The 13,961-nt window shown below is 57.8% G+C and carries 13 protein-coding genes; 2 read left to right on the top strand and 11 right to left on the bottom strand.

The genetic code is table 11. The features are described from left to right. Window positions 1-447: 447 nt before the first annotated feature. Entirely contained in the window at window positions 448-2,238 is a 1,791-nt protein-coding gene (locus tag ACIQUH_RS11300; protein ID WP_400814890.1) for a tannase/feruloyl esterase family alpha/beta hydrolase, read from the bottom strand. A gap of 884 nt (window positions 2,239-3,122) precedes the next feature. Beyond that, on the bottom strand, window positions 3,123-3,596 hold the full coding sequence (locus tag ACIQUH_RS11295) for a DUF4952 domain-containing protein (RefSeq protein ID WP_400814888.1): 474 nt from the start codon (window positions 3,594-3,596) through the stop codon (window positions 3,123-3,125). 274 nt (window positions 3,597-3,870) lie between these two features. Here ACIQUH_RS11295 and ACIQUH_RS11290 point away from each other — a divergent pair, with 274 nt between their 5' ends. Further along, window positions 3,871-4,965: a hypothetical protein gene (locus ACIQUH_RS11290; protein ID WP_400814886.1), complete on the top strand. Its 1,095-nt coding sequence runs from the start codon at window positions 3,871-3,873 to the stop codon at window positions 4,963-4,965. Between the two features lie 87 nt (window positions 4,966-5,052). On the opposite strand, the gene ACIQUH_RS11285 is transcribed toward ACIQUH_RS11290, so the two are convergent. The 9 genes from ACIQUH_RS11285 to ACIQUH_RS11245 all read right to left on the bottom strand — a co-directional run bounded on the left by ACIQUH_RS11285 (window position 5,053) and on the right by ACIQUH_RS11245 (window position 12,909). Beyond that, window positions 5,053-5,268: a hypothetical protein gene (locus tag ACIQUH_RS11285; protein WP_400814883.1), complete on the bottom strand. Its 216-nt coding sequence runs from the start codon at window positions 5,266-5,268 to the stop codon at window positions 5,053-5,055. Window positions 5,269-5,492: 224 nt separating this feature from the next. Then, a complete protein-coding gene (locus tag ACIQUH_RS11280; protein WP_400814881.1) occupies window positions 5,493-5,951 on the bottom strand; it encodes a hypothetical protein in 459 nt (152 codons plus the stop codon). Between the two features lie 98 nt (window positions 5,952-6,049). Continuing rightward, window positions 6,050-7,036, bottom strand: a complete 987-nt coding sequence (locus tag ACIQUH_RS11275) for an LpqN/LpqT family lipoprotein (RefSeq protein ID WP_400814879.1) — start codon at window positions 7,034-7,036, stop codon at window positions 6,050-6,052. Window positions 7,037-7,143: 107 nt separating this feature from the next. After that, entirely contained in the window at window positions 7,144-8,130 is a 987-nt protein-coding gene (locus tag ACIQUH_RS11270) for a hypothetical protein (RefSeq protein ID WP_400814877.1), read from the bottom strand. A gap of 238 nt (window positions 8,131-8,368) precedes the next feature. Beyond that, on the bottom strand, window positions 8,369-8,521 hold the full coding sequence (locus tag ACIQUH_RS11265) for a hypothetical protein (protein WP_400814875.1): 153 nt from the start codon (window positions 8,519-8,521) through the stop codon (window positions 8,369-8,371). A gap of 78 nt (window positions 8,522-8,599) precedes the next feature. After that, window positions 8,600-8,941, bottom strand: coding sequence for an ArsR/SmtB family transcription factor (locus ACIQUH_RS11260; RefSeq protein ID WP_400815194.1), 342 nt, complete (start codon window positions 8,939-8,941; stop codon window positions 8,600-8,602). A gap of 402 nt (window positions 8,942-9,343) precedes the next feature. Continuing rightward, window positions 9,344-11,224, bottom strand: coding sequence for a methyl-accepting chemotaxis protein (locus ACIQUH_RS11255; RefSeq protein ID WP_400814873.1), 1,881 nt, complete (start codon window positions 11,222-11,224; stop codon window positions 9,344-9,346). Between the two features lie 308 nt (window positions 11,225-11,532). After that, window positions 11,533-11,736, bottom strand: coding sequence for a cold-shock protein (locus ACIQUH_RS11250; protein ID WP_400814871.1), 204 nt, complete (start codon window positions 11,734-11,736; stop codon window positions 11,533-11,535). Window positions 11,737-11,946: 210 nt separating this feature from the next. After that, window positions 11,947-12,909, bottom strand: coding sequence for a hypothetical protein (locus ACIQUH_RS11245; protein WP_400814869.1), 963 nt, complete (start codon window positions 12,907-12,909; stop codon window positions 11,947-11,949). A gap of 446 nt (window positions 12,910-13,355) precedes the next feature. Between ACIQUH_RS11245 and ACIQUH_RS11240 the strand changes: the two genes are divergently transcribed. Continuing rightward, window positions 13,356-13,961: a hypothetical protein gene (locus ACIQUH_RS11240; RefSeq protein ID WP_400814867.1), complete on the top strand. Its 606-nt coding sequence runs from the start codon at window positions 13,356-13,358 to the stop codon at window positions 13,959-13,961.

Here is a 13,961-nt window from a genome sequence, read left to right as displayed (position 1 = left end):
GCTCTAAAGTATTTGTCTGGAAATATGCGACAGATGTTTGTCGCAAAACATGTCGTATGTTTCCAGTAAATTTGTAGCAGTCACCATTGTCGTGCAGTTTTCTGTATGGATTGCTCGATCCAAACAATTTGGAGGACAAAATACGTCTATAGAGCTTTGGCTGGGTTTCGACGCAGCATCGGCCGTCTTGCTTGCCATTCCCGGCCTGACCGTTCTTCTAGTGATTTCATACGCGCTCGGTCATCATGAAGGGCTGCTTCGGGTGCAAGCTTTCTTTCCCGGCCCAAATCCGCCACCCGTTGCGCCGCAGTCACCAGAGCCCACTATAGCTGTGCGTCCCAAGCCCCGGAACCCAAAAGGCGATAGTGCTCAGATTTTGTCACTATCGCTGATAGGGCAGCGGTTGGTGTCGGAAAACGGCTGTCGAGAACCTGCGTGTCTGTCCTCTCAAGAGCAAGACCAACTGTTGGCGACATAGGGATCGCCGCTCATATAGGTGGGCTTGGTTGGATACGCACAGATCAATCGGTTTTTGCCCGGTGTCACCTTGCTTGCCAGCACGGCCTGATCGGGGGCGACTCCATTCTCCACCCAGTTTGTCAGTAGACCGTACAATTGACCGGACGCGAGCATGGGGATATCGGTGGAAGGATTCGAAGTACCATTCCAGTTGCCGTGCCCCATGCCCGGAATGAGGAACAGCCTGTAGAATTTCCGTACGGCTTCAATGCTGCCCATCTTCGCCGCGACGCGGCTATAGTAGTTCAGGGCGCCCTGAGGCGGAACCAGTTCGTCGTTCAGGCCCTGGCGCGTCAGCATCTTTCCGCCACGCCTTATGAAGGCAGACAGATCCGGGTTGTTGGTGTCGATCCCGAAGAATTGAGGCTGGAGTGCCTGCCCCTGATCGTAGGCATGCGCGAGCTGTGTATAGCTGAGCGTCTTCCAGAGGGATTGGCCGTTGCCCGATTGGTTGACGAAAGACGGGTCCGCATAGCCCGGATTCAATAGCTCTAGGGCAATCATTTCAGGTCCGATGAAGTAGGTCCCGTTCGGACTGGCCACGCCGTTGGCCCCAAACGCAGCCAGGAATTTGGCATCCAGGGAAGTACCACGGGTGTAACCCCACCATCGATGGGTTCCGGTCGGGAGGGCATTTGTAGTGACATTGCCCCAGCCGTTGTCTATGTCCGGTGAAACAAGGCTTCCATCGATCGTCATGCCGTACCAGAATTTGTCGAAGGCTGTGGCTTGAACCGTCGTCACGCAATCAGGCGTTTGGTTGGCTCCACCGCTGGAAGGACACAGCACGGCCGGATCCTTTACCGGGTCGTATTTGCAGGAAGGAGGATCGATGACGTACCCAAGATGTTGCATACCGACGACGTCACAAGCACTAATCGCCGCTTTCGAAACGAGATCGAGTTGCTCAATCGTTAGTGGATGGCCGCCGAGATCGTTCTGTATCACGATCCACGGGTATACCATGTTCGTGAGGAAGCGGGTCCAGTTGATCGCCGGTGCGCCGGCGATAATTCCGTCGTAATCCTTGGGGAAGTTCTGCGCCATGCCCAGTCCGTGGCGCCCGCCGCCGGAGGATCCTTCAAAATACGTGTGTTTCGGCGCCTTGCCATAATAGGCGATTGCCAAGGCCCTCGTCTTCACCGCTTGTTCATGACCGCCGCGGAGTACGAAATCATGCAGCAGTTTCTCGTTCAATGAGCCGTTGGGGTTCATGGCAAAGACACCGCTGCCCAGCATGCCCCCGGAATGTCCCAGGTCGGTAGTGGATGAAACTGCGCCTTCCACGCCTGCGACGGACGCCCCACCCCCGTCGATCTCCGTCGGCGACCCGGACGCGCCTCCCTGCCAGCCACCTCCGCCCAGGTTGTGTATCCGGCGGTTCCAGCTGGCCCGGCTCGGCAGCCAAACCTCAATTCCGATCCCTGGCGACGTGGATGGAGCATCGGCAGGGCCAACGTTGCCTGGGCCGACATTGAGCTTCACCATGCAGACATCGCTAGCAGCCGTCGGCGTGTTCGCCGTCGGAGCTCCGGACAGTACAAGCGGATCGCCACGCTTGAACTCCTTGACCGCGATGACAGTGGTGTTCGCGTTCGGCTTGAAAGCGGTCTTTAGTGAATCATCACAGGTCAGGAGAACCGGGCCGCTGCTCACGTGCGTCAGGACGTTGCCGGCGATAGCGCCGCTAAAGTCGTCGCCGTCATCGCAGGCGCTCAAGCCCCCAATGCATAGAAGCAAGGGCCAGCAAGAGCGCAGAACACCACGTACAACTGTGCTGTAGCGACTGTGGACAGCACCGGTGGTCGACGCACCCGCAGAACGTTTGGTAGGTTTGAGCACACCAAGTCTCCTGATTGACCACAAAGACGGCCGCTCCAACCTGAGTTCGCCGCATGCATACACCGCTAAATTGATGCTATTTGAATGATACAATTTCATTCATGCTAGACTTGCATATCAGTTTTTTACAATCTCCAGTATGCGAAAACTCTATCCACTTTAGCGCGAATTCACATCACGTTCGCGTGATACGAGGAGCGGTTCTAGGAGTGAGAAATCCTGCGCTGAGAACACGTGGGGCCGATGGTGCAAGAAGCCCAATCAATCGGCCCGGCGCCGATTTCGGCCAACTTGGCTCAGTCGACGGGGCCAACTTGAGCAACGCTTTGCGGCCGCCAAGCCAGTCATTTTCATGATGGGCAATCATAACGTCGCACAAGCATCGCCAGAGTCTGGAAATTCCAACTGGTGCGATGCTACGGGCAGGTTCCTGTCGCGGTTGGACCGTTTTACCTGCTCCCGAGACGGTGGCAACGGTGTGTGATCAATTTGCACAGGTTCCCGCTTCGCGGTGGAACGCGACCACAATCTCGCCGGCTTCAGCGAAGCCGGGCCTGCGTCTTGGCGCGATTACATACTCTACTGGTACGCGCATCCGCTGGTTCGAGCGGGGATGTCTGACCCAACACCCGTCGCAAGAGATTGAACAAGGTTCTCTGTTTCGTACCTTGTTCAAGAGCATCGCACGAGGCTGCCAAGGCCGATGGTTGGATGATATGATGTGAAGAACGTCTCGATCGGTACGGACCCGGCCGAAGGGGCTACGGCTCCTCGATGTAGTGCGTCACCGTCACGCTGAACCAGGAAATCCGTGGCCAATCCTCGCGGCGGTTGAACAGAGTCTCGCCAGATCCCATTGAGATCTCGTAGGACGTCACGCCGTCCTGCAGCCACCCGTCCCGGCCGGCTGCCCCGATCGAGTCCCAACCGCAACAGTAGAAGCCGAGGACGGGCATATTCGCGGCATCAGCGAAATAGCGCTCGATCGCTTCGGCGTATCGACCTTCGACCCGGTAGTCTGCGACAAGAGCCTTGAGACCATACACCATGTCCACCCGGCAGCCGAGGAAATCGAGGCGCTGCGGCTTGTGTTCGAGACCGAGGAGAAGGTCGCCACACGCCGCTGCACGCTTCGGCCCGATGCCGGTATCGGCCGCGGGTGTGTCGGGAGATGCTGCCCAGCCGACGCTCGATGGCAACAAGGTAATCAACGTTGCGGTGATGATCCGGATCATGGTCAATACATCTGAAGGGGGTGCGTCAAATCTGTAACCGTGATGCTATGATCGCTTACAAGCGGTAGTCAACGGATCAGACGGCGAGCAATTAGGCCTCAGCACGTTGGCGGTTGGCTAGGGCAAAGCCGACTAGCGGGGAACTTTTAGCCTAGCCCATCCGCCAATCTATATTGCAGTGCCGACACGGTCTTGATCCCGTGCCTGACTTCATGCGAAGTCTGGTTGGTGACGCAGGAGAAACTTCCATCGAGGCCTGGAGGCGAATAAAGGCATGGGTTTCAAGGACATTCTCGGGATTCTCCGCGACAGGATGCTCCCCCGCCGACGCGCTGCCTCCGCCGATCAGAATCTTTCTCCGCACGAGCGGCTGGTGCGAGACTACGATCTGCATCTCGTCGAACTGCACGACGAGATTCCACGCCTCATCCCTCAGCGGGATGCCATGCGAGCCGCGTGGCGGCGCCGGGACTTCCTGGCATATCATCAGGCCTTCGAGGCGGCGCGGCAGGCTGACGGTATCGCCGAGAACGGCAAGCCCCACTATTCGCTGGTCAAGGAATGGTTTCTGGACGAGTTCCTGACGATCCCCGACGATGACGATGCGGGGTTGCGTCACGAGACGTTGCTTGAAGCCTTTGAAGGCTTCTTTCGTCAGCATCCTTCGCCTTTCTCGGCCGCGACCTATGCCGATGCCTTGCGTATGACCGCTTTCACCTGGCGTGGGACGGAATACGGACACGATGTCCGGCAGGAGCAATGGCAAAAATACGAGGCGTTCCTGCTCAAGGCAGATGAAGTGCTCGATAGTTGCCCCGGGCCTGATGACTTTGCCTGGCGCATCAGCGACTATCGGCGTGCGGCGAACGACGGCTCGATTGAGGAGTTTCAGGAGCGCTTCGAAGCGGCATGGGCGCAGGACCGCTACAACATCGATCTCTGCCGATCTCACGCCCGTATGATCATGCCGCGCTGGCTCGGGCGCGACGAACACGATCTCGAGGTTTTTGCCAGGAGCGCGGCCGAGCTGACGAAAGATCGCTTCGGTCTCGGCTTCTACGCCTTGATCCAGCAGGCCAACACGGAGGTTGGCGACCATGAACTCGCCGGCACGCTGTGCGATCCCGCTTTGGTCAAGCAAGGTTTCGAAGATCTGCTCGCGCGGTTTCCCGCGCCGAGTCTCGTCAATTATTATGCCGACATGCTGGAATGGATGGAAGACAAGGAGGCGCTTGCGGACCTGCTGCAATCGCGCTTTCGCACGATCGTGCCGCAAATCTGGTACGGGGACACGCGTGAAGAGAAGATCGCCTATGCGTTCGATACGCTTCTCGAAGCGGCCGAAGTCGTGGACAGTCGCGCGGCATGAATACGAGGTTGCGCTTCGTTCCCGGCCGGCCGGGGCAGTGACCGCTGCGGCAAAGGAAGCCAACGATGGCTTTCCGCGCCACTCCGTCTATTGCGAGCGCATCACGCCATATTCTTTCCCGTCGGCGTCGAAAATCGAACCGGCGGCGTCACACGCCATTGAGTTGTCGTCGTACCGCTCACGGATATAGTTTTCACTTTGCTCCATCGCTTGGAACTGCTCCTTAAAGTCTTCCGACGCACGCAGTTGCGCAAGCGAGCGTCCACTCCAGGCGATGACTCTCTTGGCCGCGGCCTCGTCCACCTTCCACCATTTGCACGGCGCCGGCGATAAAAATCAGCCACGGCTATAGCTGAAGCGCCCCAGAGAGCGCGGCTGTCCGGGTCCATGGCAAGTGCCGAGGACGATGCGAATATCGACGGGACAATCGCCAACAGGAATGATAGGCGTAGTCCGGGCCTGAAGACAGCAATAAAGGACATAAAGGATCCTTCCCAGCAACAATGTGCCGGCGCCTGAATCATTGTTCAAGGCCTGGTTTGCAGTTCAATGACCGCGGCCCCTTGGCCGTCCAGCCCGCCAAGGCTTACCTTCGTTTCATCAATCGCTTGCGCCCGGACAACGCGCAGTCCTCCGTACGAGATCGAACCGCTTTTTTCTTGAATTCCGTGGCTGAACACCAGAGTGATCGTATCACCGGCCTGCGTCACGGTCTCGGGCGCCGTCACCGACTCGAACTCGTCAACATCTCCGGGACTCCGCAGCAGTTCTTTCGGGATGGCGAAACGCTGTCCCCGGAAGCGCACTTCATAGTGATAGGTGGTTCCAACGGACAGATGATGCGTGCGAACGTAGTAGATCTTCCAGGGTGACGGACGTGTCTCGTACTGGAGCGTACGCTGTGCGCCGGAGCAGCCGGCAAGTGTCCCCAGCATCAACAAGGGGATACCAAGCCACGACCACAATGTATTACGCCAATATTTCATAGCTGCGTCCGTTGTGGATGCCGCGCTCTTCGCGGCGCAAAAGCGCGCGGGGCAAGCGAATTTCGACAGGACACCAACCCTCCTTTCGAGTTTCAAACTCAGTCCTTGAGTTCCACCGAGGCGGCGATCTCGTCGATCGCGTCTTTCAGTTCAGCAGCTTTCTCGACGACCACCGTACCAACAAGACGCAACGCGCGCCCTTCCTTAACTCCGATGTATTGCACGAAGTTCTTCTTGATCCCTTCGTCGTCGTAAGTGCCCCGCAGCACGAAGCCGTCCATACCGGCGAATGTGGTTTCGTCCTTTGCCGTGATTTCTGCAGCCTCAAAACCGGCTGTTTCCCTGAGCGAACGTTCCGAGACCGCAGCCAGGTTTGACATGTCGCCGTGCGTCTGGGAGACGGCGACGACGACCATTGGCTGCAATCCCTCAGGATCAACATCCTTGTCGCCAACCATCATCAGCACGCTGCCCCCGCCGAGGACTTCCACGACCCGAAAAGGCTCGACCGCCTCGATCTCGAAGGGCAGCGCAGACAGCTTGTCATCGATCGCTGGTGCGGCACTCGTTGAGACCGACGCGAATACGGTCTTCATCGTCTCTACGTCCAGCGCACTATCCTGTGGAATCTGGAAGGTGATCATGACGGTCTTCTCGCCGCCATAGAGTGCCATCCACTTGTCGAGTACAACACCGTTGGCCGCCTGTGTGCCGTGGAGAAGCGGGACCGTCTCCCCCGCCGCAGTCTCGATTTCCTGGCGTCCGGTAATGGTTATTCCCTTGGTCGCAAAGCTCCGTTTCGCCAGGTCCTCGTCGGCAAAGAGAGGCGACAATTGAACGAAGGCCGCGCCAGGCATCTCCGCGACGAAGAAACTGCCCTGATTTTCCATGTCCAGGAAGCCGGCAAAGTCGGTCGCTGCAACAAACCCTTCCGGCGGCGTCATCGTTACGGTCGTGCCCGGCACGGCCGTCGGCTCGGCTGCCGCGGTATGTTTCAGGCCTACGGCGAACAGGCCGATCATCGCGCAGGAGACCAGACCGATCATTCTGAGTTTGAGCGGCTTTGCGAGAAAAGGTTCGATCATACAAACTTCCTTTGTTTAAGAGCGGCGGCTTCGATCCATCGTCAGACCTGACGTTCACCCTGCAACGAAAGCGGATCCGTTTTGCAAGTGTAGCTACCGACGTAGGGTTAGCCCTTAATCGTTACCGACGCGGCGACTTCCTCTATCGCATCCTTCAAGCCTTCGTACTTGTCCTGCGATGCAGTACCAATGAAGCCGATAAATGCGCCACTTCCGGTCGGCGCAACAACCTGAACGAAGTTCTTCTTCACACCGTTTTCGGTAAATGTGCCATGGCTGGCGACGCCGTCGAGGTCGGCGAAAGTGGTCTCTTCCTGTGTTTCGATGGTCACGGCATCGCCAAGTGCGTTCATGATGATCTTGGCATAGGTTTTGAGGTCGCTAACCGGCGCGGCGGATTCCGTATAGGTCAAGACGATCTGGGGCTGCGTGGCCTCGGGATCGACGTCCTTGGGACCAACGGTCAGCAGCGCGCCTGTACGGTCCGTGACGCTCGCCAGGCGGAACGGTTCGACAATGTCGAACTCATAAGGCAGTTCAGCAAGCCGGGGATCACCCTCCGGCTTATTAAAAGCGCCAGCGAGTTTCACAGAAGCGAAGGCTGCCTTCATCGTGTCCTCGTCAAGGGCGCTGTCCTTGGGGATCTGGAATGTGACCATAACGACCTTGTCAGCCGCGTATAGCGCCATCCATTTTTCGAGCGTCACGCCATTCGCTTCCTGGCTTCCGCGCAGAAGCGGGATCGTGTCACCATCAGCGTTGTCAATCTCCTCACGGCTTTCGACTGTGATTCCCTTTTGCGCAAAGGCGGTTGCTGCGCCGCTTTGATCAGCAAAGAGGCCCGAGAGCTGTGAGGCCGCCTCCGCAGGGAACTCTGCGATGAGGAAACTGCCCTGCTTTTCGGCGTTCTCGAAGCCGCTGAACCCACCGGCAATCGTAAAGCCCTCCGGCGGCGTCATCGTAACCGACGTGCCAGGCACGGCGACCTGAGCGATGGCTATGCCGGCATACATCGTCAGCGCGGCAAGTCCCGCCACAAGTTTTCCCGCCGAACGCGACAGGTTGCGGGCCCACGAGTATTTCCTGCTGGTCATTCAATGCCTCTGTTCTGAATTTCGGATAGTGTTTTGAAGTGTCTTCCACGAAGAGGATGTCTGCTCATTCCGGCCCAATCCTTGGGGTGGGTGCCGCTTCCTGCTTTCAGTTGGTCGCCCAGTCTGTTTGAGGCTTCGGCCGGAACTTGTCCAAAGCTCCATTGAGGTCTCCGACCGCATGCCCAGAATCTCCAACGCAATTGTCGAGTGCGGCGCGTGGGAACGGAGGTGTCGAAAGTCATGCCTGGAAGGCGAACTCGAAAACGGTCATCTGGAACGCCACCGCGCCCGGCACCTTCTTGAAGAAGGTGCGTTCCCGTTGTTTGGGCAATGCGGATGAATCGCATTTGGTCGAGCAGCCCCAGAAGCAAAGCTGCAGCAGTTCCAGCATTATCTGCCGTGAGCGGGCAACCGGGCGACGGATCAATTGGGATGATGGTCATGGTCTACAAATTGGCGCGTGGTGCACTTAGCTGTCGCCAAGTAAAAAATTGCCAAGTCCCGACTGCAGCTGCAGCTCAAATATATCCGTAAGCGTGTCCAGAAGTGTTCTAGCTGCCTCTGATTCAAGAGCATAGTATTTTGTCTGTGAGTCTCTTCGCGCCTTGACGATGTTCTCCTCACGAAGGAGCGCCAAATGTTGTGAAACCGCCGATTGGCTCAGCTCCACTTTTTCAGCAAGCTCTCCCACCGACATTTCACCTGCTGCAAGCAGTTGCAGCATATGCAGGCGGTTGGCGTTTGCAAATGTCGATAGCAATCTTGCCTTGCGTTCAAGCGTCCCAAAGTGATCACCTATACGTTGTTTCAACCTAAATGCTCTCCGAGAAAAGGCTAATTTACAGGCAAGGTGTAGAAGAGCAGCTATTCCCTCCGCTGCTATTTTAGGACTACCGCATAACCGCGTCGCAAACATTACGCGGTAGTCGATTTTCTGCGCGGCTGTACGGATTTGCGCGCCCATGGGATTTTTCTGCCGCTTTTGGATATTCGTTCAGGGTGATGACCGCCTGGGACTGCTCTGGCAGAATTTTTGGCGCACTACATATGTCGGATCGCTAACATCTGAAGCCGTGGTATCGATGGTGCCCATCCTGGATCTCCCGGATCAAGGTCGTCGTGATGCAGAATTGCTGGTTACCGAGATAGAAGGCGATGATTTCCAGTGCACTGCTTGGATGCCCTTCTTCGCTGTGACGCTGGGTATCACACATCAAAAGTCCTCCCATTCTTTAGTAGCTGAAGCCGTTGCGGTTCTGCCGCCGAAGGCACTGGCGAGCCTGTTTCCGAGTGCGCGGGCGGGCGAGGCAACCGGTCGGTTGGTCGGGACGGCGGCGCGTGGTTGGGTGGCATTGCCTTCAAGCCTGAAGCGGGCGATGAGGTCTCGCAGCTTGGCTGCTTCTTGGGCGAGGCTTGAGGCTGCGGCAGTCGATTCCTCCACCATCGCTGCATTCTGCTGAGTGCTCTGATCCATCGAATTGACCGCGGTGTTGATTTCGGCGAGCCCCGTCGACTGTTCCTTCGCCGAAGTTGCGATTGCGTTCATGTGGCTGTTGACCTGCCCGATGAACCCCCCGATCACATTCAGCGCCTCACCGGTTTCGCGCACCAGTCTGACGCCGCTTTCCACTTCCGTCGACGAGTTCTGGATCAGCCCCTTGATCTCCTTGGCAGCCTGGGCGGACCGCTGAGCTAGTTCACGCACCTCCTGGGCGACGACTGCAAAGCCTTTGCCGGCCTCACCGGCACGTGCCGCCTCGACCCCAGCATTGAGCGCTAGAAGATTGGTCTGGAAGGCGATCTCATCGATGACGCCGATGATGTTGGAGATCTGCTGCGAGCTCTCCTCGATCCGGCGCATCGCTTCTTCGGCATGGGAAACAACCTGAGCCGATTTCTGCGCGCTCTGATTGGCCTCGGTTGCAACCGCGCGAGCTTCTTCGGTGCGCTTTGTCGAGGAGCTGACATTCACAGTGATCTGATCAAGGGCAGCCGCCGTCTCCTCGAGCGAGGCGGCCTGCTGCTCGGTGCGCTTCGACAGATCCTCCGCGCTCTGACCAATCTCCAGTATTCCGCTATCGATTGCTGCTGTCGCGTGTGCAACAGCACGCAGCGTGTCAGCGAGCTGGGCCACTGTCGCATTGAAGTCCGTGCGCAGGCTTTCAAAATCAGAGGCAAAAGGTTCGGAAAGGTGGAACGACAAGTCACCGCCGGCCAAATGCTTGAGCCCCGCCCCAAGACCTGCCGTCGCCTGCGCCATCTCGTCGGCGCGGTGCTGATCCGCGTCGGCCTGGCGGCGACGCTCCTCTTCGGACATGTTGCGGCTGGCTTCGGCTTCCTGTTCCAGCTTCCGGTTTGCAAGCGCGTTCGTGCGGAAGACCTCGACGGCGGCTGCCATTTTGCCAATCTCGTCTCGACGGGAAACCTGGCCCGCATCGATATCGAGGTCGCCTTGTGAGAGCCGTCGCATCGCGATAGCCATTGTTTGGATAGGTTTGGCGATACTAAACATCAGACCGATGGCCGAAGCAATCAGGACAAGAACGATGCTGACGCCAACGATCAATGCGATCGAGTCGGCCCTTGCGACTGTAGCAACCAACGCCGCTTTAGCTTCTTCGGTGAAATGCCGTGCATTCTTGACGGAAGCCTCGGTTGCGACGCGTGCTTGATTCATCGTCTCTCCGATCTCGTCGTTCGAAACGACAGCCAGCGCGGCGGCGATCTCTGACTGGCTAAGCGCCACTCCAGGCTTTTTCAACATGGCGGCAGATAGCGCGGACGCGCGCTTGGCAATCAAAGCTTCGCAGGCTCTAAGACTGTTACGGATATCGTTGAGAACGTCAGGCTTTAGGGCGATCTTGATGGGTTGGTCGAGGCCGTCCCAGGCTTGCTGGCCGGCCGTCTTGGTCCGATTGACTGCCGCTTCCAATTCCTCCCGGGATATTGCGAAGTCAACATCGCGAGCAGCGGCTCGCATCTCGGCGAGAGACAAAGAAGCTGTCTGGATGCCATTCAGAATGATCTGTTCCCGATCAACGGCTTGGTTTGCAGACACGATTTCGTGCCCCGCCAGCTGTTGATTGACGATCATACAAATGATGAGAAAGATTCCGAGAGCGGAGGACAGGTGTTGGTTTGGATTGCGTGACGCTAAGTGTCGGTCTCGTTTGACATTTTCGCTTCCGGTTCGACTCCGTTCAAGGCGAACGGATTTGTCTTTCACAAGAACAGCACTGACAGTTTTCAGTCGGGGCCGATTGAACGATCAACTTCGCCGATCGTCAACGAGTTGTTGCCGCACGCTTGTCTGGGCACTCGCCACCGCGGAAGCGGATACCCGACGGGGACGCGACCAGCCTGCCCGAATTTTCTGATCAGGCTGTCGCGCGGCATCCGCAGCTAGAGCACGCTGACGTTCTCCGCCTTAGACTTGCCGGTCTTGCGGTCCTGACCTACTTCGAAGCTGACCTTGTCCCCTTCTCTGAGGGAGCCGCCTCGTTGCAAAGCAGACACGTGAACGAATACGTCCGCTCCTCCATTCTCCGGCGTGATGAAGCCAAATCCCTTATCATCGTTGAAAAATTTAACAGTACCGGTCGCCATCTCAGTTCCTCTTCAGTCTTCGCGGCATGTTTACGCGCGAAACGAACCTATAGCGGGAGCAATTGCCAATCAACGGATGAACCTCGTCTGTGAGGAGGCGCGAACTCTTTTGCCGGGCACGCCGGCGCTTGCACGGCATTTTTGGTTTGTTTGCTGCACAGGATATATAGACATTTTCGCGGATAGGGATGTCTTTCCTCGTTCATTGTCTTAGAGTTGGCGGTGAGGGATTGTGCGCTCGACAGAGCCAGATTGCGCATCCCATATGAGTTCGTGAGTGGCAACGGTCGCATCGCGGCGAAGCATGGCGAAGCCATCCGGCGACAGTAGGAAGGGCCGCGGCGGATCGGCCAATGCCTGTACGAGGGGATGAATCTGCATGGCGCGCGCGAAATTCGGATTGGAGGCATTGGCGAGCTGATCAAGAAATGTATCTGCCGCGGATAGCGCAATCGCGAAGATCCAGCCTCGGAGGTAGGGCTCAAGGGCGCTGATTGGCGGAAACGTAGGATCGAGCCCGATAAGGAAATCCTCGTTGCCGCACTGCACTCGCAGAAACGTCTGCCGGCGGGCGGGCTCTCGCCCGAGACGCACGCTGTCGATCGCATCGACGACGGCTGCCGCATTCGCAAGCAGAAATACGCCACGATAGTTGCCAAGGCGCAGGGCAAACCTTTGTGGGTCGTACATCGGGGTTTTGAGAGGCAGATTGGGCGATGACGTCGTTGATGTGACACCGCCCCCACTGGAAGCCCCAAGAGGAGAGGAGCTCAACGAAGGGTCAGTCTCCGCGACGGCCAGGAAGGCATCGGCGGTGATTACCGGCGGCGACGGCGTGGTTGGCCCCGGCAGCGCCGCCAACGCCACGGCATAACCGTGCTCGATCAGGCCGATCGATGCTGCCCCCTTTGGTCCCGGCGGATGCGTATAGACATACGGGTCAACTTGGCGGTGATAGGCATTGCGCGCTCGAGTGTTGACGCCGGTCTGAGAAGCCGCATTCGAGATCGAACCCTTGGCTTCGGCGAGGACGAGCGCACCGGCAGCGTTTTCGTACAGATAGTCTGCCAGGGGTGTGGAACTGCCTATCAATTCCTCCGCCACATCTCGCCAGACGAAGCCAAGCATTTCCATTGTCTGATCGGTGACGCCGGCGCCCATCCTGCCAGACAAGGCGGTTCTTTCGGCGTCGGCGAGGTCCGCAACTTCATCGAGGAATGCAATGACTGTGGTCGCGTCATCGACGAGGAATTCGATGAGCGCTTGGCTACTCGCAACCAGAGCCGCAACGAGGGAGGCGGAAGAGCGCGAAAGGGCACTGGCGCGCGCAATGCTTTTGAACAGGTCGACCGGAGCGATATTGACTGCGCCGATGGACGGCGGGGCGAAGCTACCGATCGGTGTATTGGCGGCGGCTCCTGGTGGTCAACCGGAGACAGCTGCTTCACGGAGGTGGTCCATGGACTGCTCATGCGCGTCTGGCTCCCATTAGCCTTTCACACAACCGCAATCATCATAATCGAACATGGACTTCACTGCAATTTGGGCGCGAATTGAAAGAGCATTCGTCAACAACAATAATTTGTGGCAGACTATCCATGCGGAGTTGGGGGACTTCAATGCAAATCACAATCGATCTTGACGACCGCCGTCTGGAACAAGCGTTGAGGTTGTTCGAAATTGCCCCGGCACACCGGGCTGATGCCGCGACAGCTTATGGCGAGATCGCCGCCGATTTGTTTTTCGAGTGGCTCCTCAACGAACGGCGCTTTGAAACGATGTCTCAGGCGACCGAGCACTACGTCGCGAAGGTCGAAGAAAAACTCTATCCCGACGATCCGCCTAACCCCACCAAGCTCTACGAGCGTTATTCCTTGCCGCTGGCACGTGCCCGCTATCTCGCTCGGATACTTCTTGCGCGCCGTTCGGCGCGGTGGCGCGAGGGTGCGCGCAGAGAACTTCTCGCGAAACTCAATGAAAAGCGGGTGGATGCGGAAGCGGCCGAAGCTGCGGGGAGGCTCTCGCAAGAGTTCGATTGCGTCTTGAGCCGGCCAGCCTATGACGAGTTTCAAGTCCTCTACGAATGGGCACGCGCCAATCCTGTGGCTAATCGCCCGCTGGCGCCGCCGAGGGTCATCTCGACTTTCGTGCAGGAGGTGACGGTTCGAATTCGCTGCCAGGTCATTCTGGTCGTGATCGATATTCTCAATCAACGCGGAGCCTGA

Source organism: Agrobacterium sp. NPDC090283 (assembly GCF_044769685.1).
GTDB lineage: Bacteria > Pseudomonadota > Alphaproteobacteria > Rhizobiales > Rhizobiaceae > Agrobacterium.
This window is presented reverse-complemented; position numbering and strand designations above follow the sequence as displayed.